The sequence below is a fragment of the Pseudomonas sp. JL23 genome (genome assembly GCF_056933585.1).
Window position 1 is genome coordinate 6,109,992 of the sequence record NZ_CM167795.1, and the last position, 24,793, is coordinate 6,134,784.

Below are 24,793 nucleotides of genomic sequence, written 5' to 3' on the forward strand. Positions count from 1 at the left end.
AAACCCACGCATGGCATTCGCCATGTCCCGAGAGGCAAGTCGGCATTTCAGATGAATTGACTTAATAATTCCTACAAGCACTCGCCAGCTATCCGATGGTCAACTCCATCAGACCGTTGGCGAGGGTTATGCAGAGAACGGCTCAGTCGCGACTGGCACCCGGTTTTTGCCCGTACCAGCGCGGCGTATAAACCCACTCACTGCCATCGGGCCGGGCGATGGTGCACGTTGTCGAAGAACCGATCAGTACCATGGTGCGCATATCCACCTGCTCCGGAGTCAGTTCTCCCAGACGAACCACACGAAGGGTCTGGCCCGGACGGCCGATGTCCCGGCCCAGAGTCACCGGTGTCTGCGCACTACGGTGCTGACGAACAATCTCCAAAGCACGGCCCAGTTGCCACGGGCGCGAACGGGAGATCGGGTTGTAGAAAGCCAGGGCCAAGTCGGCCTGACAGGCCAGGTCCAGACGTTTCTCGATGACTTCCCAGGGCTTGAGATTGTCCGACAGGGACATCACGCAGAAGTCATGGCCCAACGGCGCACCTGCCTGAGCCGCAGTCGCGAGGGAAGCGGACACCCCCGGCAGGATCTCCAGTTCGACGGCATGCCATTCGGCGTTGGTTGACTCATGCAGCGCCTCCAAAACCGCCGACGCCATGGCGAAGACACCCGGATCACCGGACGACACCACCACCACCGAACGCCCCTGGGCGGCCAGTTCAAAGGCGTGACGGGCACGCTGCATTTCCTCGCGGTTATCGGTGCAGTGCAACACCTGATCAGCGCGGAACGGCCCGGCCATGCGCACATAGGTTTCGTAACCCAAGACGTCATTGGCCCGGGCCAGTTCGGCTTTCACCGCAGGAATCATAAATTCGGCAGCGCCAGGGCCAAGGCCGATCACCGCCAGGCGCCCGCGCTTGTGGCCTATGCGCTCAACGTCCAACGGCTCGGGCGCAACGGCGATGGCAATGCCATCCATTGGCGTAAGCGGTGGCAACAGTTGCGGCAGGACCTGTTGCGCCATTTCGGCCGCCGAGGCACCTGCAATAAAGCGCAACGGCACACCCAGCATCTGGGCGGCGTCATGCAAGCCCGGATCAGCCATATCGCTATGGCTGGCCAGCAAACAGGCCAGCGATTGCACAGCGATGCGCGACTCATGCAGCGCAACCTTCACGCAATTGGCCAGGTCGGGCACGCTGGCCTTGACCGCCATCAGCACATTGCGCGGATAGATCAGCAGTTCATTGGCGCAGGGATCACGCTCGGCGTAGCCCACATGAATCGCCAGAGCGGCATCGTCGGCCTCGGGCAATTGCGCGTCGGCCAGCCATGGCGCAGCCCCTTCGATGCGCACGCTTTCGCCGGACAGCAGGTCGGAGACGAAACGCTTGCCCAGTTCCAGGTCACCCAAGGCATAGCCGGACGGCGGGTTGAGCAGGCAGGTGCCGAAGCGCAGTTCGCCCGTAGTGGTAATGGCCGCCTCGGTATTCAGCGCGGCGCCGATTTCCCGGGCCATCACGTTGACCCCGCCCAGGCCGCCGAGCAACGGCACCACGGCGCTGCCATCCTCGGCCACGGCCAGCACCGCAGGCTCCGCGCACTTTTCCAGCAGCAAAGGCGCCAGGGTGCGAATGACGATACCGGCCGCGCACAGGGCGATGATCGGCGTGTCCTGTTGATACAGCTGACGCAGGGTCGCACCGAACGCATGATAGGTACGATCAGCGCCCTCGACCCGCTCCGCAAGGCCGTGAATCAACGAATGCGGATACAGCTGCTGGATACGTCGCGCAGTCGACAGGCTGCCCTGGCCGAGGATGACAATCGCCGGAATACGTTGCGCCATCAGCCTTGCCACCTTTCACCGGGGACGATGATCAGGGAGAAATACGGCGACGACATGGGGTCAACGTCCGCCAGGGGGACGATCTTCTGATTGCTCATGGTGGCGCGCTCAACATACAGCGCGCGCCCGGCCAGGCCGAGTTCTTCGAGCACCTGGCGGACCTTGGGAAAGTTGCGACCCAGTTTCATGATCACCGCCGCGTCAGCATCGGCCAGTTTGCGTTTGAGTTCGTCATGGGGCAGCACGCCGGACAGCACCGACAGGCTCTGATTGCGATAGACCAACGGCGCGCCCAGCACCGAAGCGCCGCCCAGCATCGAGCAGACACCCGGAATCACTTGGGCTTCGTAGCGCTCGGCGAGGCGATCATGCAGGTACATGTAGGAGCCGTAGAAGAACGGGTCGCCTTCGCAGATCACCGCCACATCACGACCGGCGTCCAGCTGTGCGGCGATATCGACGCTCGAAGCATCGTAGAAATCGCTGATCACCTGCTCGTAGGACAGCGGCGCAGGCAGGGCCTCGGTGGTCACCGGGTAGATCAGCGGCATCAGGGTCTGGGCGGCCTGCACATGGGCCTCGATGATGCCGAAGGCGTTGCCTTTCTTGCCCTTGGCCACGAAGTAGGCGATCACCGGCGACTCGCGCAGCAGACGCAGAGCCTTGACCGTAATCAGTTCCGGATCGCCAGGGCCGACGCCCAGACCAATCAATCGACCGCGTGCCTGCATCATTCGATCTCCGTGGCCAGGGCGTTGACCGCTGCGGCCGCCATGGCGCTGCCGCCACGACGACCGCGCATGATCACGTAAGGCACGCCGCGGCTGTCAGCGGCGAGCATGTCCTTGGACTCGGCCGCGCCGACGAAGCCCACCGGGAAGCCGAGGATCAGCGCCGGTTTTGGCGCGCCGGCATCGAGCATTTCCAGCAGGTAGAACAGCGCGGTCGGCGCGTTGCCGATCACCACCACGCTGCCTTCCAGATGCGGCCGCCACAGCTCAAGCGCAGCAGCGGAGCGGGTGTTGCCCAGTTCGCGGGCCAGCTCCGGCACGCCGTCATCCTTGAGGGTGCAGATCACCTGATTGTTGGCGGGCAGGCGGGTACGGGTCACACCCTCGGAAACCATCCGCGCATCGCAGAGGATAGGCGCGCCAGCGGCCAGGGCATTGCGCCCGGCGGTTCCGGCGCCGGGGGAGAAACGCAGGTCCTCGATGACCTCGACCATGCCACAGGCATGAATCACCCGTACGGCGAGTTTTTCCAGGTCCGCCGGGATGGTGTCCAGACGCGCTTCGGCGCGAATGATCGAGAAGGAGTTGCGATAAATCTCCTGACCATCGCGGATGTAATCAATCATGGGTGTTGCTCCGTGAGTCGGCGATCAGATACGCGCCGGCTGCTTCAATAGTGAGGTCACGCGCTTGCAGCGCACCAAAACCGGGCTGCGCTGCATCGCGGAAATAAAGGTCGTAACGGCCGGGGGATACTGCCAGTAGAGTCACCGAAGCCAGGTGCGCCGCTGCGCAGGAACGTTGGCAGGCAGACAGATGCACACCGCGGCTGATGCCGCTGCGCTGCAACTGCCCGGCCAGCAGGCGCGCATCAGCCTTGGTGTCGGCCAGGCCCTTGGCGCAATCGCTGGAACCCGTGCAGGCGATGATCTGCGCCAACGCCTGATCGGCCGAGCACAGCAGGCCGGCGGCTTTCAGGCCTGCCAGCACGTTCTGTGCGTCGCAGGCGGCAATATTGGGCAACAGCAGGCTTTGCCAGGGCGTCAGACGCAGGCTGCCATCGCCGAACTCCTCCGCCAACTGGGCAATCGCGTTGAGCATTGCCGGATCGAGACGCCCAAGAGGGGTGACGCCACCGACTGCGACCTTGCCCGTTTCAGCCTGTGGATAAATACCGATATGGCCGTGGGTGACAGTGGCCGGGCGACGCCACTGGCTGATATCTGCATCGGTACGCAACGGCATCGATGCCAAAGCACTGAGCAGTTGTTCGGCAGGTACTTCGGCCAATAACTGACGCATGCGTGACTGATCGGGTCGCGCCGTGTCGAGAAACCACTTCAGCACCCCGAGCACCAGTTCAAGGCCATAGGCCAGCGGCACGGCTGCCAGAGGTTTATCCCGCGCAGGGCAGCCCGCCAAACCGAAGGCCAGCAGCACTTCGCCGTCCACCTCCAGCGCCGACAACCACAGGTCATGAGGATGATCGAGCATCACCACACCTTCGCCGCCGTCCAGGGACAGGGCGAACTTGGCTGACAGTTCGTGCAAGCGCGGGGTGTTTTCCAGGGCTGTGAGGATTTGCGCGGCCAGAGGCCGTACGTCCAGCAGCATCCGGGGATCAAGCCCGGCAGTGGGGCTGAGCATCAGGTTGCGCACGTCGTCGCTGTCGGGATTGTTCGGCCCCAGGCCTGCGGCCAACAGCGTCTCGATCAAGGCGCCCTGCTCGGCGCCGATACCACGAATCTGCAGATTGGCCCGATTGGTCGCCTCGATCACACCGCCAGCATAATCCTGCGCCGCCCGCGCCACCGCCCGCGCCTGCGTGGCACTGATCACACCACCGGCCAGCTTGATCCGACAGATCCCGCCATCCAGCGCCGGGACGATACGCAACAACCCCGGACAGGCCGAGGGGCGTACAGAAACAGCAGGGGACAGCGGCTTGTTCAAGGAATCACCGGGCAACGGGGTAGGCATGTATAGCGTAGTGGGACGGCATTATGCCTGCTTTGTCCGTGGGCATGAAAAGACGCTCTGTCGGATCGCGTAATCGATCGCCGAACTGCAAACCGATGGGGGCCAATTATGGGCTCCAACAATCCGTCTCCACGCAATTCACTCCCACAATCAGCGCCGCGCCGTGCTTGCTGCACGACAGCGCAGTATCATGCCGCCTTTATCCCCCGAATCGGATCGAGGTAAGTAAATGTCGCCCTGGCTGACGGTCGTGGGAATCGGTGAAGACGGCTTCAAGGGGCTGGGCAGGAATGCCCGGCATGCGCTGTTGCGGGCGAGCCAGGTGTTTGGTGGGGCACGGCAGTTGGCGTTGTTGCCGCCATGCATCAATGCCGAGCGGCGCGCCTGGCCGAGCCCGTTTTCCCTGGAGCCGGTGCTGGCGCAGCGCGGTAGCGAAATTTGTGTACTCGCCAGCGGCGATCCGATGCTGTTCGGCGTAGGCGCCAGCCTCAGTCGCGTAGTGGCCAACGACGAGATGCTGATCCTGCCTGCACCCTCCTCTTACTCCCTGGCCGCCGCCCGCCTTGGCTGGCCATTGCAGGAGGCGGTCATGCTGTCGGTGGTGGCCCGGCCTCTGGCGGCGCTGAATCTGCATCTGCACCACGGTGTACGCCTGCTGGTCCTGAGCAACGACGGCAGCAGCCCGGCGGCGATTGCCCAATTGCTGCGTGAACGCGGCTTTGGTGCTAGCCCCATGACCGTACTGGAGCATCTGGGCGGCACGGCTGAACGCCGCGTAGAAGATTTAGCCCGCGACTGGAACGACGCCGAAATCGCTGCGCTGAACCTGGTCGCCATCGACTGCCGCGCCGATGCCGACACGCTGCGCCTGTCGCCCGTCTCCGGCCTGCCCGACGCGGCCTTCAAGCACGACGGTCAGTTGACCAAGCGCGATGTCCGGGCCATCACTCTCGCGCGCCTGGCCCCACTGCCCGGCGAGTTGCTGTGGGACGTCGGCGCCGGCTGCGGGTCAATTGGTATCGAATGGATGCGCGCCTATCCAACCTGCCGCGCCCTTGCGATCGAGGCCGACGAAGGTCGTCAGCAATTGATCGAACTCAATCGCGATGCCCTCGGCGTACCGGGCCTGCAACTCATTCGAGGTAGCGCGCCCGAGGCCCTGGCCGGCCTGGAAACCCCTGACGCAATCTTTATCGGCGGCGGCGTGACCCGTCCCGGCGTGCTCGAACACTGCTGGCAGCAGTTGCGTTCTGGCGGCCGCCTGGTCGCCAATGCGGTGACCCTGCAAAGCGAAATGATGCTCATGACCTGGCGCGAACAGCACGGCGGCGAACTGACCCGTATCCAGGTCGCCCATGCCAAACCACTGGGCGATTTCGACACCTGGCGTCAGGCATTGCCTATCACTCTGTGGGAAGTGATCAAGCCGTGATGCGCGACGAAACCGCCGAACAGCCCGCACCGCTGCGCAGTGGCCTGACCACCGGCAGCTGCGCGACTGCTACCAGCCTGGCGGCGGCGCGGCTGTTGCTGGGTGGTGACGCCTGCGACGCGGTAGAGATCACCCTGCCCAAGGGCAAGCAGGTGCAGATGCGCCTGGAGTTCTGCCGCCTGCAGGACGGCGGTGCCGAAGCCGGGACCATCAAGGATGCCGGTGACGACCCCGATGTCACCCACGGCGCGCTGGTGTTTTCCAGGGTGCAACTGAACAAAGAGCCCGGCGTGCGTTTCAGCGCCGGACGCGGCGTCGGCACCGTTACCCGCCCCGGCCTGGTGCTGAGCGTCGGCGAACCGGCAATCAACCCGGTGCCTCGTCGGATGATGACCGAGCACCTGCTCAAGCTGGCCGCTGATCAGGGCTATGGCGGGGGTTTCGAGGTCACGGTCAACGTCGAGGGCGGCGAAGAACTGGCCCTGAAGACCATGAACCCGCGCCTGGGGATTCTGGGCGGCCTGTCGATCCTCGGCACCAGCGGCATCGTCCGGCCCTTTTCCTGCGCGGCCTATATCGCCTCGATTCATCAGGGCATCGACGTCGCCACCACCAACGGCTACAGACATATCGCCGCCTGCACCGGAAATGCCAGCGAAGACACCATGCGCCGCATCTACAACCTGCCGGAAATTGCCCTGATCGAAATGGGCGATTTCGTTGGCGCGGTGCTCAAGCATCTGCGCAAAGTCCCCGTGGGCAAGCTCAGCCTGTGCGGCGGCTTCGGCAAGATCAGCAAATTGGCGGCCGGGCATATGGACCTGCACAGCCGCCACTCCAGCATCGACCTGCCACAACTGGCGCGCTGGGCCGCCGATGGCGGTGCCGACGAAGCCCTGCAACAAGCGATCCGCGAAGCCAATACCAGTCAGCAGGCCCTGGCGCTGAGTGCAGCTCGGGGCGTCGAGTTGGGCAATATCGTTTGTCAGCATGCCCTGGACTTTGCCCGCAGCGTGGTTCCGGCGCAGGTTGAGGTCGAGGTGTTTGCAATTGATCGGCAGGGCGGGATCGTGGGTCATGCGCTTAACCTGCTGCACTGATGCGCTTCTGTGGGACCGGCTTTAGCCGGGAATACGTCAGCATGAGCGGTACATCGCTGTCGGCTGTCCTATTGCCTTCCCGGCTAAAGCCGGTCCCACACAGGACTGCATCGGAACCACTAATGGATAAAACACATGAACCGCATCCTGCTCCTGGGCGGCGTCACCGAAGCCCTGGCCATTGCCCGTACCCTCGGCCCGCAGCACATCTACAGCCTCGCCGGTGTCGGTCGGGTGCCCACTGACCTGACGTGTGAAGTGCGGGTCGGCGGCTATGGCGGCGCCGAGGGATTGGCGGCGTTCATTCGCGAGCAGAACATCGACCTGCTGCTCGACGCCACCCACCCCTACGCCGCGCAGATCAGCCAGAACGCCGCCCGTGCCGCGCAACTGAGCGGCGTGCCGTGCTGGGCCTTGCGACGCCCGGCATGGCAGGCCGGGCCGGATGATGACTGGCGTGAAGTCAGCGACTGGGCTCAATTGATCACCGCCCTGACGCCCTTCCAGCGCCCACTGTTCACCTTGGGTCGCGAGCCGTTGCAGCACCTGGAGGAAATCCCTGAGCAGCAGTTCTGGACCCTGCGCGCCCTGGACCGCTATCCGGGCCATGCCCGTTGCGAAGTGATCGGCGCCCGTGGCCCCTTCCATCTCGAAGATGAACGTGCCTTGTTCGAGCAACGGCGGATCGATGTGCTGGTCAGCAAGAACAGCGGCAGCGGCGCCACCGAACCCAAGCTGCAGGTTGCGCGGGAGCGGGGGGTACCGGTGCTGATCCTGAAACGGCCGCAGTTGCCTGGAGTGGATCGGGAGTTTGCTTCGGTGGAGGATTTATTGGCGAACTTGCGCGACCAGACCTGAATAAATGCGACCTTGTGGGACCGGCTTTAGCCGGGAAGATGGAATCATGATCGATACATCTCTATCGCCTGTCATATTGTCTTCCCGGCTGAAGCCGGTCCCACCAGTTGTCGCCATCTTTCGATGCCACGCGACAACCCGCCACGGCCCGGGCTTTTTACATCGGCGCCGGGTTCAGGCTAAATAACCCCCATTCTTCATCACGGTATTGCCCATGTCGTCACGACGGACCACCGCCGTCTGGATAGCCTGCTTTGCAGTGTTGTTCAGCCTGCTGGTCATGCCTCTTTCGCCCATGCCCTCCCAGGTCTCGGGGGAACGGGTGCTGTGGGGCAGTTTCTGTACCGGTAGCGGCACCCGGCAGGTAGCGATTGTCCTCGAGGGTGTTGATCAGGCCCCGTCGAACCATGATGAACATGGCGCCATGCAACATTGCGGCTGCTGCTCCGGCCATGTAGTGGTCATCCTGCCGAGCGGGCTGAACGGTGGCCTGTTCGTCCACATCGAGCCGGAACGCTTCGCGCCGCAGCGTTTCCTTCTGTTCAACCCGCCGCGCCTGCACTGGCCCAGTGTGAATCCCCGCGCCTCTCCAAACGCCTGACGCGTTACGCCTTCTACGCAATCAATGGATCGTCTGGAGAGTTGTCATGTTCAAGAAACTGCTGATGCTGGCTACATTGCTGTTGCCCGCTGCCTTTAGCCATGCCCAGGAAATGAGTTATCAGGCAGGTGCTTTGCAGATCAACGCGCCCTGGTCCCTGGAACTGCCACCCAACGCACCGACCGTCGCCGCTTACTTCGTCATTCACAATGCCGGACAGACTGCAGATCGTCTGCTCAGCGTGCAAAGCCCCGTGGCAGGCGCTGCGCAATTGCATGAACACCAACATGTCGACGGTCTGATGAAGATGCAGCAGGTACAGGCGGTAGACATTGCCCCCGGCCAGGATGCACTCTTCGCCCCCATGGCCTACCACGTGATGCTGCTGGAGCTTAACGACCGCTCGCAACTGGTCGCAGGACAGCACTTCGCGCTGACCCTGCACTTCGAAAAGGCCGGGGATGTGACTGTGCAGGTCGAGGTGCTCAAGCAGGCGCCGGATGGTGCCATGCAGATGAATATGAAATAGCGATTCCCGTGGGACCGGCTTTAGCCGGGAAAGCGTATTTCCCGGCTGAAGCCGGTCCCACAGACAGAAACCTCAGGCATTGAATTGACCCACACCCGCAATCGCCCAGGCTCGTGGCTAAGCCTGTTCGCCATGTTGATGATCTTTATCGGTCCGCTGATCTCCCAGGCGATGCCGATGGATCAGCACGCCGGTATGTCCATGGACAGGTCGATGTCCGCCGACATGGATATGCACCACGCGAGCGCCGAGCAGCAGGACGGCGTCAAAGCCGACCACGTGCTGTGGGCCAAGTGCGGCTATTGCACCCTGTTGTTCGGTTGCCCGGCGCTGCCCAAGGCCCTGGCCTTTTTTGCTCCGGCACCGCCGCGTCAGTCCGACCTGTTCAGTGCCGTCCCGCAACAGGGCCACGCCCGACAAAGCGTGTTCGCCAACGCCCGCAGTCGTGCCCCGCCGCTCTCCCTCACGCGATAAAACCTGATTGATTCCATGCCCCGCCCGCAGCTCCGGCTGTGGGCGGGCGCTGTCGTGTGTTGTCCCGATGGGGAGCGTTTTACGTGTCCAAACCCACTGTGTCGTTTTATAACCTGGCCTGGCGCTGGCATTTCTATGCCGGGCTGTTCGTCGCGCCGTTCATGATCCTGCTTTCAATTACCGGGATCATCTACCTGTACAAGCCCCAGCTCGACAACCTGATGTACCGCGACCTGCTCAGCGTACGGCCGTCGCAAGCGCAGTCTTTGAGCGCCGACGAGTTGCAACGCCGTTTGCTGACGGCTTATCCACAGGCCACGGTGAAAAAATACCTGCCGCCGATCAATGCCGAAGGCAGCGCGCAGTTCGTGGTGATGCAGGACGGCCGCGAAGTGAATGTGTTTCTCGACCCCTATCGCGGCTCGATCCTCGGCACTCAGGACGCCAAGAACAACCTGCAAGCCCTCGCCCGCGCCCTGCACGGCGAACTGCTGATCGGCACGGTCGGTGACCGCCTGGTGGAGTTGGCCGCCGGTTGGGGGGTGATGCTGGTGGTCTCCGGTCTCTACTTGTGGTGGCCGCGAGGTCGCTCCGGGGCAGGCGTACTCTGGCCGCGCTTGAGCAGTCGTGGCCGCTTGATGTGGCGCGATCTGCACGCCGTCACCGGTTTCTGGGGCTCGGCATTGCTGCTGTTCATGCTGATCAGCGGCATGACCTGGACCGGCATGTGGGGCAAGCAGTACGCAGCGGTGTGGAATACCTTTCCGGCGGCGATGTGGGATAACGTCCCGCAATCCGACAAGCAGGCTGGCGAGCTGAACACCGCCAGCGTGCAGACCGTGCCCTGGGCCATGGAAAACACGCCGATGCCCGTCTCCAGCGGCGATCACGCCGAGCACATGCACCACGGTAATATGTCCACCGCCCCCGCGGCCCCCAAACTGTCGCTGCAACAGGTAGTGGAAATCGCCAAAGAGCGGCGTATCGAACCCGGCTACAGCATTACCGCGCCGAAAACCGCTGATGGCGTGTTCACCGTCTCGGTATTCGCCGACGACCCGCGCAACGACGCCACTCTGCATATCGATCAATACAGCGGCAAGGTGCTGGCCGACGTGCGTTTTCAGGACTACAACACCGTCGCCCGCGCCACGGAGCTGGGGGTGATGCTGCATGAAGGCAAGTTTTTCGGCTGGATCAACCAGTTACTGATCCTGCTGGTGTGCCTGATGGTGTTGCTCGGCTCGATCAGCGGCCTGGTGATCTGGTGGAAGCGTCGTCCGCAAGGTGGCCTGGGCGTACCGCCACTGCGCCATGATTTACCTCGTTGGAAGACCGCCATCGGCATCATGTTTGCTCTGGCAGTGGCGTTTCCATTGGTTGGCGCGTCGCTGATCGCGGTGGGACTACTCGATCGTCTAGTCCTTTCGCGCTTTGCTAAATTTCCCGCGCGAGCCTAAATTGCGTGTGCGGGGCCAGAAGCCTAAGGGTTGGTTTTGTGATGAATTCCTCTCCCGGCTTGCTTCTGGCCCCGTCTCCTCCTCCCGGCCGACCAACGTGAAGCCACCTCATGCTCAGCATGAACACGCCGAGATGCGCGAAATAGAGCCATCTCTATGCTGTCCTGCTGTTAATTCCGACTGATCGAACGCCTTCGAATGACCTCTCTGACACTGTCCAATCTCTGCTGGTCGCCCCTGGAAAAGGGCCATTGCCATCATCAGTTCCAATTGCGCGATGTCAGCCTGCGGGTGGCAGCGGGGGAATTTGTCGGGCTGATCGGCCCCAATGGCAGCGGTAAAACCAGTTTGCTGCGTTGCGCCTATCGCTTTACCCGACCAACGGTAGGGCAGGTACTGCTCGATGACGTCGATCTGTGGACGCAATCACCGCGTTGGAGCGCACAACGCATTGCCGTCGTCCTGCAGGAATTCCCCGATGCATTTGGCCTGAACGTCGATGAAGTCGTCGCCATGGGTCGCACGCCGCACAAGGCGCTGTTCGACGGCAACACCGAGGCCGACCGGGAGATTGCCCGCCAGGCGTTGCAGGCCGTGGGTATGCAGGGCTTTGAAGATCATGCCTTCGCCACCCTGTCCGGCGGGGAAAAGCAGCGGGTGATTCTGGCCCGAGCCCTGACCCAGCAACCGCAATTGTTGATTCTCGACGAGCCGACCAACCATCTCGACCCGCGCTATCAACTGGAGCTGCTGCAACAGGTCAAGCGCCTGGGCATCGGCACCCTGGCCAGCATCCACGACCTCAATCTGGCCGCGGCTTTTTGTGACCGCCTGTACGTCATAGATCACGGGCGCATCGTTGCCAGCGGCAGCCCCCATGAAGTGCTCACCGTCGAGCTGTTACGCGATGTGTTCGGCGTCGAGGCACTGATCGACGACCATCCGATTTCCGGTTACCCACGCATTACCTGGATTACCCACCCATGATTCTGCCTGCACCATTACGCACCGTTTTGTTTCTCAGCCTGCTGGGCCTGACCGGCCACGCCATGGCTGAGGCCACTCACTACCCGGTCACCGTGCAAAGCTGTGATCGCCAGGTGACCTTCGACAAGGCGCCCAGCCACGCCGTCAGCCATGACATCAACATGACCCAGATGATGCTGGCCCTGGGGCTGCGTTCACGCATGGTCGGCTTCAGTGGTATCAGCGGCTGGAAAACCCTGCCGCCGAAAATGCTCCATGACCTCGACGGCCTGCCGGAACTGGCGAGCAAATACCCCTCGGTGGAAACCCTGCTCAACGCCAACGTCGATTTCTTCTTCGCCGGCTGGGACTACGGCATGCGTGTCGGCGGCGATCTGACCCCGCAGACCCTGGCACCGCTGGGGATCAAGGTCCTTGAGCTGATCGAGTCCTGCGCCTTCGTCATGAAGCGCCCGCCTGCCAGCCTGGAGATGATGTACGGCGACCTGCGCAACCTGGGACGAATCTTCGACGTACAGGATCGCGCCGTGCAGTTGATCGCCGGTATGCAGCAGCGCGTGGCAACTATTACCGCCGCCCTGCCCGCCACCCGACCTCGGGTGTTCCTCTACGACAGCGGCGAAGACCGCGCCATGACCTCCGGCCGCCTGGCCATGCCCCAGGCCCTGATCGACGCGGCAGGCGGGCGCAATGTGCTGGATGACATCGACGCCAGCTGGACCCGGGTCAACTGGGAAACTGTGGTGGAGCGCAACCCCGAGGTGATCGTGATTGTCGACTATGGCGAAGTGACTGCCGCGCAGAAGGAGCAATTTCTGCTCAACAACCCGGCCCTGCAATCGGTGGACGCGATTCGCAACAAGCGCTTTATCGTCATCCCGTACGTGGCGGCGACGCCGGGGATCGACAATATCGATGCGATCGAGACCCTGGCGGCCGGGTTTCACGGCAAGGCGTTATGAAACTGTCATGCACACAACGTGTGGGAGCCGCCTTGGTGGCGATCGAGTGCGTAGCACTCGCAATAGCGTTGATGACTGACCCACCGCTATCGCCAGCAAGCTGGCTCCCACAAGGAATCTCATTGCAAATCCTAAGGGTGTGCTGTGTTTGATCTGAGCGGTGTTCACCGCTACCGCCTGCTGCTCTTGGCATTGTTCACCGCCCTGCTGTTGTCCTGCGTGCTGTCCCTGGGTTTCGGCCCGGCACCGGTGCCGGCTGAGGTGGTCGGGCAGATCCTGCTGCACAAGTTGTTCGGGCTCGGCCCGGTCAATCAGACCTGGACCGCCGGACAGGAGCACATCGTCTGGCTGATCCGCGTCCCACGCATGCTCCTCGGTGCACTGGTGGGTGCCGGGCTGGCGCTGACCGGTGCGGTGCTGCAAGCGGTTACCCGCAACCCTCTGGCCGACCCGCATCTGCTGGGCGTGACCTCCGGCGCAACCCTGGGCGCAGTGATCGTGGTGTTGCATGTCGGCGAAATCATCGGCGTGCTCACCCTGCCCCTGGCCGCGTTCATTGGCGCCATGTTGAGCATGTTCATGGTGCTGCTGATTGCCAGTCGCAGCGGCCGGCTGGACAGTGATCGCCTGCTGCTCTGCGGTATCGCCGTGTCCTTCGTGATGATGGCCCTGGCCAACCTGCTGCTGTTTCTCGGCGACCATCGCGCCAGCTCGGCCGTGATGTTCTGGATGCTCGGCGGCCTCGGTCTGGCGCGCTGGGAGTTGCTGGGTATTCCGGCCCTCAGCGTATTGCTCGGCCTGATCCTGCTGCTGGCCATGGCGCGGGCCTTGAACGCTTTGATGGCAGGCGAGCAGACCGCCGTGACCCTGGGCCTGAACGCCCGTCACGTGCGCATCAAGGTGTTCCTGATCGCTTCGCTGATGACCGGGGTCATGGTGGCCATCAGCGGCTCCATCGGCTTTGTCGGCCTGATGGTCCCGCACATCGCCCGGCGCCTGGTCGGGGCCGAGCATCGTCGGCTGTTGCCGGTGTGCGTGTTGCTCGGCAGCCTGTTTCTGATCTGGGTCGACGTCGCCGCCCGCACCCTGATCGCCCCGGAAGACCTGCCCATAGGCGTGGCCACGGCGGCCATTGGCGGGTTGTTTTTTATTGGGTTGATGCGCAAAAAATAATTGTCGAATCCTGTGGAACGACTTTAGCCGGGAATACGCCTTCCCGGCTGAAGCCGGTCCCACATATCCCATATGCCCCTACCCGACGCACCATCGGGGCGCGCACTGACATCCGTGCACCACACCCAAGTCCCACCTTGGTGCGATATTTCCTGTCCAACTCGTCAACTTCCTGCTCTGCAACGACTTTTCCTTCGTTGGCCCAGCCTTTGCTAAAGATCTTCACAGGTATTTATTCCCGTGCGTCTTGTCGAAATCCAAGAATGGAGCAAGCCCAATGAAGCGTCGCAGTCTGATCAAAGCTTTCACCCTGTCCGCATCTATCGCCGCCATGGGTCTTACATGGACCGTTCAAGCTGCCGAGACCATCAAGGTCGGCATTCTGCATTCGCTTTCCGGGACTATGGCCATCTCCGAGACGTCCCTGAAGGACATGGCCCTGATGACCATCGACGAAATCAACGCCAAGGGTGGCGTCAACGGCAAGATGCTGGAGCCTGTGGTAGTCGATCCGGCCTCCAACTGGCCGCTGTTCGCCGAGAAAGGCCGTCAGTTGCTGACCCAGGACAAGGTCGCCGTGGTGTTCGGCTGCTGGACCTCGGTATCGCGCAAATCGGTGCTGCCGGTGTTCGAAGAACTCAACGGCCTGCTGTTCTACCCCGTGCAGTACGAAGGCGAAGAAATGTCGCCGAACGTGTTCTACACCGGTGCAGCGCCTAACCAGCAGGCCATCCCTGCGGTCGAGTACCTGATGAGCGAAGACGGCGGCGCGGCCAAGCGCTTCTTCCTGCTGGGCACCGACTACGTCTACCCGCGCACCACCAACAAGATCCTGCGCTCGTTCCTGCACTCCAAAGGTGTAGCGGACAAGGACATCGAAGAGGTCTACACCCCGTTCGGCCATGCCGACTACCAGACCATCGTGGCCAACATCAAGAAGTTCTCGGCTGGCGGCAAGACGGCTGTAATCTCCACCGTCAACGGCGACTCCAACGTGCCGTTCTACAAGGAACTGGGCAACCAGGGCCTGAAAGCCACCGACGTACCGGTCGTGGCCTTCTCGGTCGGCGAAGAAGAACTGCGTGGCGTGGATACCAAGCCGCTGGTGGGTAACCTGGCTGCCTGGAACTACTTCGAATCGGTGAAAAACCCGGTCAACACCAAGTTCGTCGCCGACTGGAAAGCCTACGCCAAGAAGCACAACCTGCCGAACGCCGACAAGGCGGTGACCAACGACCCGATGGAAGCCACCTACGTGGGCATCCACATGTGGGCCCAGGCGGTCGAGAAAGCCAAGTCCACTGATGTCGACAAGGTTCGCGAAGCCATGGCCGGCCAGACCTTCGCCGCGCCGTCGGGCTTTACCCTGACCATGGACAAGACCAATCACCACCTGCACAAGCCGGTAATGATCGGCGAGATCAAGGCTGACGGTCAGTTCAACGTCGTCTGGAAAACCAAGGAGCCGATCCGCGCCCAGCCGTGGAGCCCGTTCATCCCTGGCAACGACAAGAAGCCTGACTATGCGGTGAAGAGCAACTAAGCATCTGAATTTGTAGGAGCGAGGCTTGCCCGCGAAGGCGGTATTTCAAACCCTGAAAATGTGTCGGTATACCGACCGATTCGCGGGCAAGCCACGCTCCCACAGTCCTCTATGCGCTACATGGCAGAGGGGACTGGCTCTCAGGACACCCGATATGCCCAATGCCTTGCACCGCATCATCCTTGCCCTCGCTTTACTGCTGCCTATGGCAGCCCACGCCAGCGATGCCAGCGACTTTGTCGCCGGTGAGTCCGCCGAGCGTGCCGAATTGCTCGAAGCCTGGGCGGCCAAGCCCGACCCGGCTCGTGTCGAACTGATCATCGCCTTGCAGGAAGGCCGCGTCGCCGCCGACAGCAGCAACCGCGCTTATATCCAGAATGGCGACAGCTTCACCGCCGTCGATCCCGCCGCACCTGCCGCCGCCGACGCGCCGACGCCCGATGAGCCCCAGGCCATCAGCCTGAACAACCGCCTGCGCGGCCTGGTGGAAAACGCCCTGGCCAGTCACCAGTTGCTGGCCGCCGACGCCAAATTGCGCCTGAACGCTGCCCTGCAACTGCAAAAAAGCGCGCGCCCGGCGCAACTCGACTTGCTGACCCGGGAAGTCGCCAACGAAAACGACACCACAGTGCGCAGCGCCCTCAGCCTGGCGCTGGCCAATCTGCAACTGGTAGACAGCAGCCCGACCATTCGCCTGGCTGCCGTGCGCCTGCTCGGTGAAACCGGCGACCCGCTGGCCCGTACCCGCCTTGAAGGCCTGCTCGTCCCCGGCGTCGAACCGGATGCCACCGTGCACCTGGCCGCCGAGACCAGCCTGGCCCAGGTCAAACGCAAGCTGATGATCGGCGAAGTGCTCGGTCAGGTATTCAGCGGCATTTCCCTCGGTTCGATCCTGCTGCTCGCGGCCTTGGGCCTGGCGATCACCTTCGGCCTGCTGGGCGTGATCAACATGGCCCACGGCGAGATGCTGATGCTGGGCGCCTACTCGACCTACATGGTGCAGCTGTTTTTCCAACGCTATGCACCGGGGGCGCTGGAGTTCTATCCGCTGGTGGCGCTGCCGGTGGCCTTCCTGATCACCGCGCTGATCGGCATGGCCCTGGAACGTACGGTAATCCGCCATCTGTACGGTCGCCCGCTGGAAACCCTGCTCGCCACATGGGGCATCAGCCTGATGCTGATCCAGGCGGTGCGCTTGATCTTCGGTGCGCAGAACGTCGAAGTCGCCAACCCCGAATGGCTGTCTGGCGGGATCCAGGTGCTGCCCAACCTGGTGCTGCCATACAACCGCATCGTCATCATCGCCTTCGCCCTGTTCGTCGTGCTGCTGACGTGGCTGCTGCTGAACAAGACCCGTCTGGGCCTGAACGTGCGCGCCGTGACCCAGAATCGCAACATGGCCGCCTGCTGCGGCGTGCCCACCGGGCGTATCGACATGATGGCTTTCGGCCTGGGTTCCGGCATCGCCGGACTCGGCGGCGTGGCCCTCAGCCAGATCGGCAACGTCGGCCCGGACCTTGGTCAGAGCTACATCATCGACTCGTTCCTGGTGGTGGTGCTCGGCGGTGTCGGCCAGTTGGCCGGTAGCATCACCGCAGCCTTCGGCCTGGGCATCGCCAACAAGATTCTCGAACCGCAGATCGGTGCCGTACTGGGCAAGATCCTCATCCTGGCGTTGATCATTCTGTTTATCCAGAAACGTCCGCAAGGCCTCTTCGCACTGAAAGGACGGGTGATCGACTGATGAGCCAGCCATTGATGCTAACTGCTGCACAAAAGGTCGGCCCCAAGGGCACGCTGGCGATTGGCGCCGTGGTACTGGCCGTATTGCTGGCCCTGCCGCTGCTGTCGCTGTTGCCTGCCGACAACAGCCTGCAAGTGTCGGCCTATACCCTGACCCTGGTCGGCAAGATCCTTTGCTACGCCATCGTCGCCCTGGCCCTGGACCTGGTCTGGGGCTACGCCGGGCTGCTGTCCCTGGGCCACGGCCTGTTCTTCGCCCTCGGCGGCTACGCCATGGGCATGTACCTGATGCGCCAGGCATCGGGAGATGAATTGCCCGCCTTCATGACCTTCCTGTCATGGACCGAACTGCCGTGGTACTGGAGCGGCACCCAACACTTCCTCTGGGCCATGTGTCTGGTGGTACTGGCGCCAGGGCTGCTGGCGCTGGTCTTCGGTTTCTTCGCCTTCCGTTCGCGGATCAAGGGCGTGTATTTCTCGATCATGACCCAGGCCCTGACCTTCGCCGGCATGCTGCTGTTCTTCCGCAACGAAACCGGCTTCGGCGGCAATAACGGCTTCACCAACTTCCGTAGCATTCTCGGCTTCAGCATCAGCTCCCAGGGCACCCGGGCGGCGCTGTTTATCGCCACGGTGGTGCTGCTGGTCGCCAGCCTGTTCCTTGGCTGGCGCCTGGCCCAGAGCAAGTTCGGCCGGGTACTGACCGCCGTGCGCGACGCCGAAAACCGCTTGATGTTCTGCGGCTACGATCCGCGCGGCTTCAAACTGTTCGTCTGGGTGTTGAGCGCGGTGTTATGCGGTCTGGCGGGGGCTTTGTATGTGCCGCAAGTCGGCATCATCAACCCCAGCGAAATGTCGCCGACCAACTCCATCGAGGCTGCCGTCTGGGTTGCTCTGGGCGGGCGCGGCACGCTGATCGGCCCGCTGCTCGGCGCCGGATTGGTAAACGGCATGAAGAGCTGGTTCACCGTGGCCTTCCCCGAGTACTGGCTATTCTTCCTCGGCGCACTGTTCATCATCGTGACCCTGTACCTGCCCAAGGGTGTGATTGGTCTGCTCAAGAAAAGGGGCGAACAATGAAAACCACTCCGACTCCCTCGTTCATGCTGGAACCGGCCTACGAGCCGCTGCTGTCGCCGAACAAGGACGCCGGCACCAGCCGTGACGCCATCGGCCTCGGCCAGGCGGCGGGCCAGGGCCTCAACACGCGCCACGGCACCATCCTGACCCTGGAAGACATCAGCGTCAGCTTCGACGGTTTCAAGGCCCTGAACGACCTGAACCTGTACATCGGCGTTGGCGAGCTGCGCTGCATCATCGGCCCCAACGGCGCGGGCAAGACCACCCTGATGGACGTGATCACTGGCAAGACTCGCCCCAGTCACGGCAAGGCCTGGTTCGGCGAAACCCTGGACCTGACCCAAATGAGCGAAGTGCAGATCGCCCAGGCCGGGATCGGTCGCAAGTTCCAGAAACCCACGGTATTCGAAGCCCTCAGCGTGTTCGAAAACCTCGAGCTGGCGCAGAAGACCGACAAATCGGTCTGGGCCAGCCTGCGCGCGCGCCTGAGTGGCGAACAGCAGGACCGCATCGCCCAAGTGCTCGACACCATCCGCCTGACCACGTCTATGCATCGCCCGGCGGGCTTGCTGTCCCACGGTCAGAAACAATTCCTAGAGATCGGCATGCTGCTGGTCCAGGACCCGCAATTGCTGCTGCTCGACGAGCCGGTAGCGGGCATGACCGACGCCGAAACCGAATTCACTGCCGAACTGTTCAAGAGCCTGGCGGGCAAGCATTCACTGATGGTGGTGGAGCACGATATGGGCTTCGTCGGCACCATCGCCGACCACGTCACAGTGCTGCACCAGGGCAGCGTACTGGCCGAAGGATCGCTGGAAGAAGTGCAGGCGGATGAGCGGGTGATCGAGGTATATCTGGGGCGCTGAAAAGCGCCCAGCTGCGAGCTTCGAGCTGCAAGCGACAAGCTAGAAACTGCTTTTTCTTGCGGCCTGAAGCTTGTAGCTCGCCGCTTGTGAGGAACGAACGAATGCTCCAAGTTGAAAAGCTTCACCAGTATTACGGCGGCAGCCACATCCTGCGCGGTCTGTCCTTTGACGTGAAGATCGGCGAAGTGACCTGCCTGCTGGGCCGTAACGGCGTGGGCAAGACCACGCTGCTCAAGGTGCTGATGGGCCTGTTGCCGTCCAAGGAGGGCTCGGTGCAGTGGGAAGGCAAGGCCATTACCGGCTTCAAGCCCCATCAACGCGTGCATGCCGGGATCGCTTACGTGCCCCAGGGCCGCGAGATCTTCGGCCGCCTGACCGTTGAAGAAAATCTGTTGATGGGCCTGTCGCGCTTTCCTGGCTCCGAAGCCAAGGAAGTCCCGGCCTTTATCTACGAATTGTTCCCGGTGCTGCTGCAAATGAAGCAACGCCGTGGCGGCGACCTGTCCGGCGGCCAGCAACAGCAGTTGGCCATCGGCCGGGCCCTGGCCAGTCGTCCGCGCTTGCTGATCCTCGACGAACCCACCGAAGGCATCCAGCCGTCGGTGATCAAGGAGATTGGCGCCGTGATCAAGAAGCTCGCCGAGCGCGGCGACATGGCGATTCTGCTGGTGGAGCAGTTCTACGATTTCGCCGCCGAGCTGGCCGATCAATACCTGGTGATGTCCCGTGGCGAAATCGTCCAACAGGGCCGTGGCGAGAATATGGAAAGCGAAGGTGTTCGCGGCCTGGTAACGATTTGATCTAAGGTGCTCACCTTCACAGAACGACAACGAACCCTATGAATCTTCCTGCCCACACCGCCCTGTTCACCCCCAGCTGGCACGCCGAGCTGGAGTTGGGCTATGGACGTTTCGGCGACAGCACGCGGCCGGTGCAACGGCGCCATATCGGCCCGCTGCGCGTGCAGAAACACCTGTATGCCGAAGGCCCGCAAGTCTGCCAGCACATCATCGTCCACCCCCCCGGGGGTATCGCGGGCGGTGACCGGCTGAATATCTCGGCCACGGTCGGCCCCGATGCCTGGGCGCAACTGACCAGCCCCGGCGCGGCCAAGTGGTATCGCGCCGCAGGCCCGGCCTATCAGCAGCTTGAATTGAAGGTGGCCCCCGGCGCCACGCTGGAATGGCTGCCCCAGGAAACCATCGTGTTCAGCGCCGCCCAGGCCGAACTCACCACCCGTATCGAACTGCAAGGTGACGCTCGCCTGCTTTACTGGGATGTGGTGGCCTTGGGCCGACCGGCCAGCGACGAACGTTTCGCCCAGGGGCATTTTCAGTCGCACCTGGATATCCGCCGCGATGGCCAATTGCTCTGGCACGAACGGCAACGCATCATCGGCGGAGACGGCCTGCTCGACTCGCCCATGGGCCTGGACGGCAAGAGCGTATTCGCCACCCTGCTGATTACTGGCGAGATCGACAGCGAACTGCTGGAAACCTGTCGCTCGCTGAACAACAACGTGCGCGGCGACCTGACCCAACTGCCGGGGCTGCTGGTCGCCCGCTGCCTGGCCGACGAGGCGCTGCATGCCCGGGCCTGGCTGATTGCATTATGGAAGCTGTTGCGCCCGGTATTGCTGGGGCGCGAGGCGGTGGCACCGAGGATCTGGAGTACCTGAAATTTTAATTTGTGGGAGCGAGGCTTGCCCGCGAAGGCCTCAACACCGTTTGCCTGATACACCGCGTCGCTTGGTTCGCGGGCAAGCCTCGCTCCAACGATCTGCCACTTTTTATACGGAACAAACATGGACCTGACCCCACGCGAAAAAGACAAAATGCTGATCTTCACTGCCGGCCTGGTCGCCGAACGGCGCCTGGCCCGGGGTGTGAAGCTCAACTACCCCGAGGCCATGGCCTATATTTCAGCGGCGCTGCTTGAAGGCGCCCGGGACGGCCAGACCGTCGCCGAGCTGATGCATTTCGGCACAACCCTGCTCAGCCGTGAGCAAGTCATGGAAGGCATCCCGGAAATGATCCCGGAGATTCAGGTCGAGGCCACCTTCCCTGACGGCACCAAACTGGTCACGGTGCACCAGCCGATCGCCTGAGCCGAGCACAACAAGGACGCAGAACTGCCCATGACTTTCCTGATTCGCGATGCACTGCCCGCCGACCTGCCGGGCGTGCTGGACATCTACAACGACGCCGTACTCAACACCACGGCGATCTGGAACGAACAACCCGTGGAGCTGGCCAACCGCCAGGCATGGTTTGACGCGCGCAAGACCCAGGCTTATCCGATCCTCGTCGCCGTCCAGGACGACGGCCAGGTCCTGGGTTATTCCTCGTTCGGTGACTGGCGGCCCTTCGAAGGCTTCCGTCACACCGTCGAACACTCGGTCTATGTGCGCGCTGACCAGCGCGGCAAAGGCCTCGGCCCGCTGCTGATGCAAGCCCTGATCGAACGCGCGCGCCTGTGCGACAAGCACATGATGGTCGCGGCTATCGAAAGTGGTAACGCCGCGTCCGTAGGCCTGCACGAACGCCTCGGTTTCATCACCACCGGGCAAATGCCCCAGGTGGGCACCAAGTTCGGCCGTTGGCTGGACCTGACCTTCATGCAACTGGACCTGTCGCCGGGCGCTGTGGCCCCGGCCTCACAAGCCCCGAAATCCCACTAGAGAGCCCCTCTATGAACCCTGCCCAGTTACGACGTGTGAACGCTGAAAGCTTTGCGCATTACCGCCATGGTTTGGTCGAACTGTTATTGGATGCCGTGCAGCACGGCGCCTCGGTGGGGTTCATGGCCGACCTGGACAGCGAACAGGCCTACGCCTGGTGTGACAGCCTGAAAAGTGAAGTCACCAGCGGCAGCCTGCTGTTATGGGTGGTGGTGCAGGACGAGGAAGTCCTGGCCAGCGCCCAACTGGCTCTGTGCCAGAAAGCCAACGGGCGCAACCGAGCTGAAATCCAGAAACTCATGGTGCGCGACAACGCCAAGGGCCGCGGCCTGGGCAGCCAGCTGATGAAGGCTGTCGAACAGATGGCCCAGCAGCACAAGCGCGGCCTGCTGTACCTGGACACCGAAGCCGGGTCTGGCGCCGAAGCCTTCTATCGCGCCCTGGGCTACACCCGGGTGGGCGAACTGCCCAACTACTGTCAAAGCCCGGACGGCCGCTACACGCCGACCGCCATCTACTTCAAGACTTTGGGACAACCCGCATGATTCCTGGCCAATACCAGATCCAGCCCGGTGACATCGAACTCAATGCCGGGCGCCGCACGATCACCGTGAGCGTCGCCAACAGCGGCGACCGGCCGATCCAGGTCGGCTCGCATTTTCACTTTTTCGAAACCAACGACGCCCTGACCTTCGACCGCGCCGCCAGCCGCGGCATGCGCCTGAACATCCCCGCCGGCACCGCCGTACGCTTTGAGCCTGGGCAGTCGCGGGAAGTGGAATTGGTGGACCTGGCCGGGCATCGCCGGGTGTTCGGGTTTGCCGGGCGGGTGATGGGGGATCTTTGAATTTAACTCCAGGCGCGATGCCAGATCCAGCCACAAGCTGCAAGCCACAAGCTGCAAGAAGCAGCAGCTGCCAGCCCTTGTGATCCGCTTTTACTTGAAGCTTGCAGCTAGAAGCTCGCAGCTCTGAATCCGAGGCACGAGAGATGAAGATTAGCCGACAAGCCTACGCCGACATGTTCGGCCCCACCGTTGGCGACAAGGTTCGCCTGGCGGACACCGAGCTGTGGATCGAAGTCGAGAAGGACTTCACCATCTACGGCGAAGAAGTGAAGTTCGGCGGTGGCAAGGTCATTCGTGATGGCATGGGCCAGGGCCAACTGCTGGCCGCCGAAGTGGTTGACACCCTGATCACCAACGCCCTGATCATCGACCACTGGGGCATCGTCAAGGCCGACGTCGGCATCAAAAACGGCCGCATCGCCGCCATCGGCAAGGCCGGTAACCCGGATATCCAGCCGGACGTGACCATTGCCATTGGCGCCGCCACCGAAGTCATCGCCGGTGAAGGCATGATTCTTACAGCAGGCGGCGTCGACACCCACATTCACTTCATCTGCCCACAGCAGATCGAAGAAGCCCTGATGAGTGGCGTGACCACCATGATCGGCGGCGGCACCGGCCCGGCCACGGGGACCAACGCCACCACCGTGACGCCGGGGCCATGGCATATGGCGCGCATGCTCCAGGCCGCCGACTCGTTCCCGATGAACATCGGCTTCACCGGCAAAGGCAACGTCAGCCTGCCGGGGCCGCTGGTCGAGCAGGTCAAGGCCGGGGCCATCGGCCTCAAGCTGCATGAAGACTGGGGCACCACCCCTGCGGCCATCGACAACTGCCTGAGCGTGGCCGACGAATACGACGTACAGGTGGCCATTCACACCGACACCCTGAACGAATCCGGCTTCGTCGAAACCACCCTGGCCGCGTTCAAGAACCGCACTATCCACACCTATCACACCGAAGGCGCCGGTGGCGGCCATGCCCCGGACATCATCAAGGCCTGCGGCTTCCCCAACGTGCTGCCCAGCTCGACCAACCCGACGCGGCCGTTCACCCGCAACACCATCGACGAACACCTGGACATGCTGATGGTCTGCCATCACCTGGACCCAAGCATCGCCGAAGACGTCGCCTTTGCCGAAAGCCGTATCCGCCGCGAGACCATCGCCGCCGAAGACATCCTGCACGACCTGGGGGCGTTCTCCATGCTCAGCTCCGACAGCCAGGCCATGGGCCGGGTTGGCGAAGTGATCATGCGCACCTGGCAGACCGCCGACAAAATGAAGAAGCAGCGCGGCCCGCTGCCTCAGGATGGCGAGGGCAACGACAACTTCCGCGCCAAGCGTTACATCGCCAAATATACGATCAACCCGGCCATCACCCACGGCATCAGCCATGAAGTGGGCTCGATCGAAGTGGGCAAGTGGGCCGACCTGGTGCTCTGGCGCCCGGCGTTCTTCGGCGTCAAGCCGACGCTGATCCTCAAGGGCGGCGCCATTGCCGCCAGCCTCATGGGCGATGCCAACGCCTCGATCCCGACCCCGCAACCGGTGCACTACCGCCCGATGTTCGCAAGCTTTGGCAGCTCGCTGCACGCCACCAGCCTGACCTTCATCAGCCAGGCGGCCTTCGACGCAGGCGTACCGGCGACCCTTGGTCTGAAAAAACAGATCAGCGTGGTCAAGGGCTGCCGCAGCGTGCAGAAGAAAGACCTGATCCACAACGACTACCTGCCCGACATCGACGTCGACCCACAGACCTACCAGGTCAAGGCCGACGGCGTGTTGCTATGGTGCGAACCGGCGGATGTGCTGCCAATGGCGCAGCGCTACTTTCTGTTCTAACGCGCAATCAGCAAGGGCCTCGCTTTGCAGCCAGGCCCCGCGCAT

At 62.7% G+C, this 24,793-nt stretch carries 25 protein-coding genes; 21 read left to right on the top strand and 4 right to left on the bottom strand.

Annotated elements, in window-relative coordinates:
* Nucleotides 1-142 precede the first annotated feature (142 nt).
* Genes cobJ through cobG form a run of 4 tightly spaced genes read right to left on the bottom strand, consistent with a single transcriptional unit; the run spans nucleotide 143 to nucleotide 4,566 of the window.
* Nucleotides 143-1,855, bottom strand: a complete 1,713-nt coding sequence (gene cobJ / locus AC1Z24_RS28135) for a precorrin-3B C(17)-methyltransferase (protein WP_483743596.1) — start codon at nucleotides 1,853-1,855, stop codon at nucleotides 143-145.
* Nucleotides 1,855-2,589: a precorrin-2 C(20)-methyltransferase gene (locus tag AC1Z24_RS28140; RefSeq protein WP_483743597.1), complete on the bottom strand. Its 735-nt coding sequence runs from the start codon at nucleotides 2,587-2,589 to the stop codon at nucleotides 1,855-1,857. The genes cobJ and AC1Z24_RS28140 overlap by 1 nt, the downstream gene beginning before the upstream one ends.
* On the bottom strand, nucleotides 2,586-3,212 hold the full coding sequence (locus AC1Z24_RS28145) for a precorrin-8X methylmutase (protein ID WP_483743598.1): 627 nt from the start codon (nucleotides 3,210-3,212) through the stop codon (nucleotides 2,586-2,588). The genes AC1Z24_RS28140 and AC1Z24_RS28145 overlap by 4 nt, the downstream gene beginning before the upstream one ends.
* Nucleotides 3,205-4,566: a precorrin-3B synthase gene (gene cobG / locus AC1Z24_RS28150; RefSeq protein ID WP_483743599.1), complete on the bottom strand. Its 1,362-nt coding sequence runs from the start codon at nucleotides 4,564-4,566 to the stop codon at nucleotides 3,205-3,207. Before cobG ends, AC1Z24_RS28145 begins: the two co-directional genes overlap by 8 nt.
* 229 nt (nucleotides 4,567-4,795) lie before the next feature.
* Here cobG and cbiE point away from each other — a divergent pair, with 229 nt between their 5' ends.
* The 21 genes from cbiE to ureC all read left to right on the top strand — a co-directional run bounded on the left by cbiE (nucleotide 4,796) and on the right by ureC (nucleotide 24,748).
* Nucleotides 4,796-5,998, top strand: coding sequence for a precorrin-6y C5,15-methyltransferase (decarboxylating) subunit CbiE (gene cbiE / locus AC1Z24_RS28155; protein ID WP_483743600.1), 1,203 nt, complete (start codon nucleotides 4,796-4,798; stop codon nucleotides 5,996-5,998).
* Nucleotides 5,998-7,098, top strand: a complete 1,101-nt coding sequence (locus AC1Z24_RS28160) for a cobalt-precorrin-5B (C(1))-methyltransferase (protein ID WP_483743601.1) — start codon at nucleotides 5,998-6,000, stop codon at nucleotides 7,096-7,098. Before cbiE ends, AC1Z24_RS28160 begins: the two co-directional genes overlap by 1 nt.
* 135 nt (nucleotides 7,099-7,233) lie before the next feature.
* A complete protein-coding gene (locus AC1Z24_RS28165) occupies nucleotides 7,234-7,956 on the top strand; it encodes a cobalt-precorrin-6A reductase (protein ID WP_483743602.1) in 723 nt (240 codons plus the stop codon).
* Nucleotides 7,957-8,170: 214 nt separating this feature from the next.
* Nucleotides 8,171-8,557 carry a DUF2946 domain-containing protein gene (locus AC1Z24_RS28170; protein ID WP_483743603.1) on the top strand — a complete coding sequence of 129 codons (387 nt, stop codon included), beginning with the start codon at nucleotides 8,171-8,173 and terminating at the stop codon, nucleotides 8,555-8,557.
* A gap of 46 nt (nucleotides 8,558-8,603) precedes the next feature.
* Nucleotides 8,604-9,086, top strand: a complete 483-nt coding sequence (locus tag AC1Z24_RS28175; RefSeq protein WP_483743604.1) for a copper chaperone PCu(A)C — start codon at nucleotides 8,604-8,606, stop codon at nucleotides 9,084-9,086.
* Between the two features lie 132 nt (nucleotides 9,087-9,218).
* Nucleotides 9,219-9,560, top strand: coding sequence for a DUF2946 domain-containing protein (locus AC1Z24_RS28180; protein WP_483746727.1), 342 nt, complete (start codon nucleotides 9,219-9,221; stop codon nucleotides 9,558-9,560).
* Nucleotides 9,561-9,643: 83 nt separating this feature from the next.
* A complete protein-coding gene (locus tag AC1Z24_RS28185) occupies nucleotides 9,644-11,020 on the top strand; it encodes a PepSY-associated TM helix domain-containing protein (RefSeq protein WP_483743605.1) in 1,377 nt (458 codons plus the stop codon).
* 198 nt (nucleotides 11,021-11,218) lie between these two features.
* Nucleotides 11,219-12,007 (top strand): ABC transporter ATP-binding protein, encoded by a 789-nt coding sequence (locus AC1Z24_RS28190; protein ID WP_259110865.1) that lies wholly within the window; start codon nucleotides 11,219-11,221, stop codon nucleotides 12,005-12,007.
* Nucleotides 12,004-12,969, top strand: a complete 966-nt coding sequence (locus AC1Z24_RS28195; RefSeq protein WP_483743606.1) for an ABC transporter substrate-binding protein — start codon at nucleotides 12,004-12,006, stop codon at nucleotides 12,967-12,969. The genes AC1Z24_RS28190 and AC1Z24_RS28195 overlap by 4 nt, the downstream gene beginning before the upstream one ends.
* A 153-nt stretch (nucleotides 12,970-13,122) precedes the next feature.
* On the top strand, nucleotides 13,123-14,142 hold the full coding sequence (locus AC1Z24_RS28200) for a FecCD family ABC transporter permease (RefSeq protein WP_483746728.1): 1,020 nt from the start codon (nucleotides 13,123-13,125) through the stop codon (nucleotides 14,140-14,142).
* 277 nt (nucleotides 14,143-14,419) lie between these two features.
* The gene (gene urtA, locus AC1Z24_RS28205) at nucleotides 14,420-15,685 is read left to right on the top strand and encodes an urea ABC transporter substrate-binding protein (protein ID WP_259110862.1); all 1,266 of its coding nucleotides are present in this window, start codon (nucleotides 14,420-14,422) and stop codon (nucleotides 15,683-15,685) included.
* Between the two features lie 154 nt (nucleotides 15,686-15,839).
* Complete coding sequence (urtB, locus tag AC1Z24_RS28210) at nucleotides 15,840-17,429, top strand: urea ABC transporter permease subunit UrtB (protein WP_483743607.1); 1,590 nt, start codon at nucleotides 15,840-15,842, stop codon at nucleotides 17,427-17,429.
* On the top strand, nucleotides 17,429-18,508 hold the full coding sequence (gene urtC, locus AC1Z24_RS28215; protein WP_483743608.1) for an urea ABC transporter permease subunit UrtC: 1,080 nt from the start codon (nucleotides 17,429-17,431) through the stop codon (nucleotides 18,506-18,508). The genes urtB and urtC overlap by 1 nt, the downstream gene beginning before the upstream one ends.
* Nucleotides 18,505-19,377, top strand: coding sequence for an urea ABC transporter ATP-binding protein UrtD (gene urtD / locus AC1Z24_RS28220; RefSeq protein WP_259110858.1), 873 nt, complete (start codon nucleotides 18,505-18,507; stop codon nucleotides 19,375-19,377). The genes urtC and urtD overlap by 4 nt, the downstream gene beginning before the upstream one ends.
* 101 nt (nucleotides 19,378-19,478) lie before the next feature.
* Nucleotides 19,479-20,177, top strand: a complete 699-nt coding sequence (urtE, locus tag AC1Z24_RS28225) for an urea ABC transporter ATP-binding subunit UrtE (RefSeq protein WP_259110856.1) — start codon at nucleotides 19,479-19,481, stop codon at nucleotides 20,175-20,177.
* 38 nt (nucleotides 20,178-20,215) lie between these two features.
* Nucleotides 20,216-21,055: an urease accessory protein UreD gene (locus tag AC1Z24_RS28230; RefSeq protein WP_483743609.1), complete on the top strand. Its 840-nt coding sequence runs from the start codon at nucleotides 20,216-20,218 to the stop codon at nucleotides 21,053-21,055.
* A 126-nt stretch (nucleotides 21,056-21,181) separates the two neighbouring features.
* Nucleotides 21,182-21,484, top strand: coding sequence for an urease subunit gamma (gene ureA, locus AC1Z24_RS28235; protein WP_218227681.1), 303 nt, complete (start codon nucleotides 21,182-21,184; stop codon nucleotides 21,482-21,484).
* Between the two features lie 30 nt (nucleotides 21,485-21,514).
* On the top strand, nucleotides 21,515-22,057 hold the full coding sequence (locus AC1Z24_RS28240) for an N-acetyltransferase family protein (RefSeq protein WP_483743610.1): 543 nt from the start codon (nucleotides 21,515-21,517) through the stop codon (nucleotides 22,055-22,057).
* 11 nt (nucleotides 22,058-22,068) lie between these two features.
* Nucleotides 22,069-22,602 carry an N-acetyltransferase family protein gene (locus AC1Z24_RS28245; protein ID WP_483743611.1) on the top strand — a complete coding sequence of 178 codons (534 nt, stop codon included), beginning with the start codon at nucleotides 22,069-22,071 and terminating at the stop codon, nucleotides 22,600-22,602.
* A complete protein-coding gene (locus AC1Z24_RS28250) occupies nucleotides 22,599-22,904 on the top strand; it encodes an urease subunit beta (RefSeq protein WP_483743612.1) in 306 nt (101 codons plus the stop codon). Before AC1Z24_RS28245 ends, AC1Z24_RS28250 begins: the two co-directional genes overlap by 4 nt.
* Nucleotides 22,905-23,047: 143 nt before the next feature.
* Nucleotides 23,048-24,748, top strand: coding sequence for an urease subunit alpha (gene ureC, locus AC1Z24_RS28255; RefSeq protein WP_483743613.1), 1,701 nt, complete (start codon nucleotides 23,048-23,050; stop codon nucleotides 24,746-24,748).
* Nucleotides 24,749-24,793 lie beyond the last annotated feature (45 nt).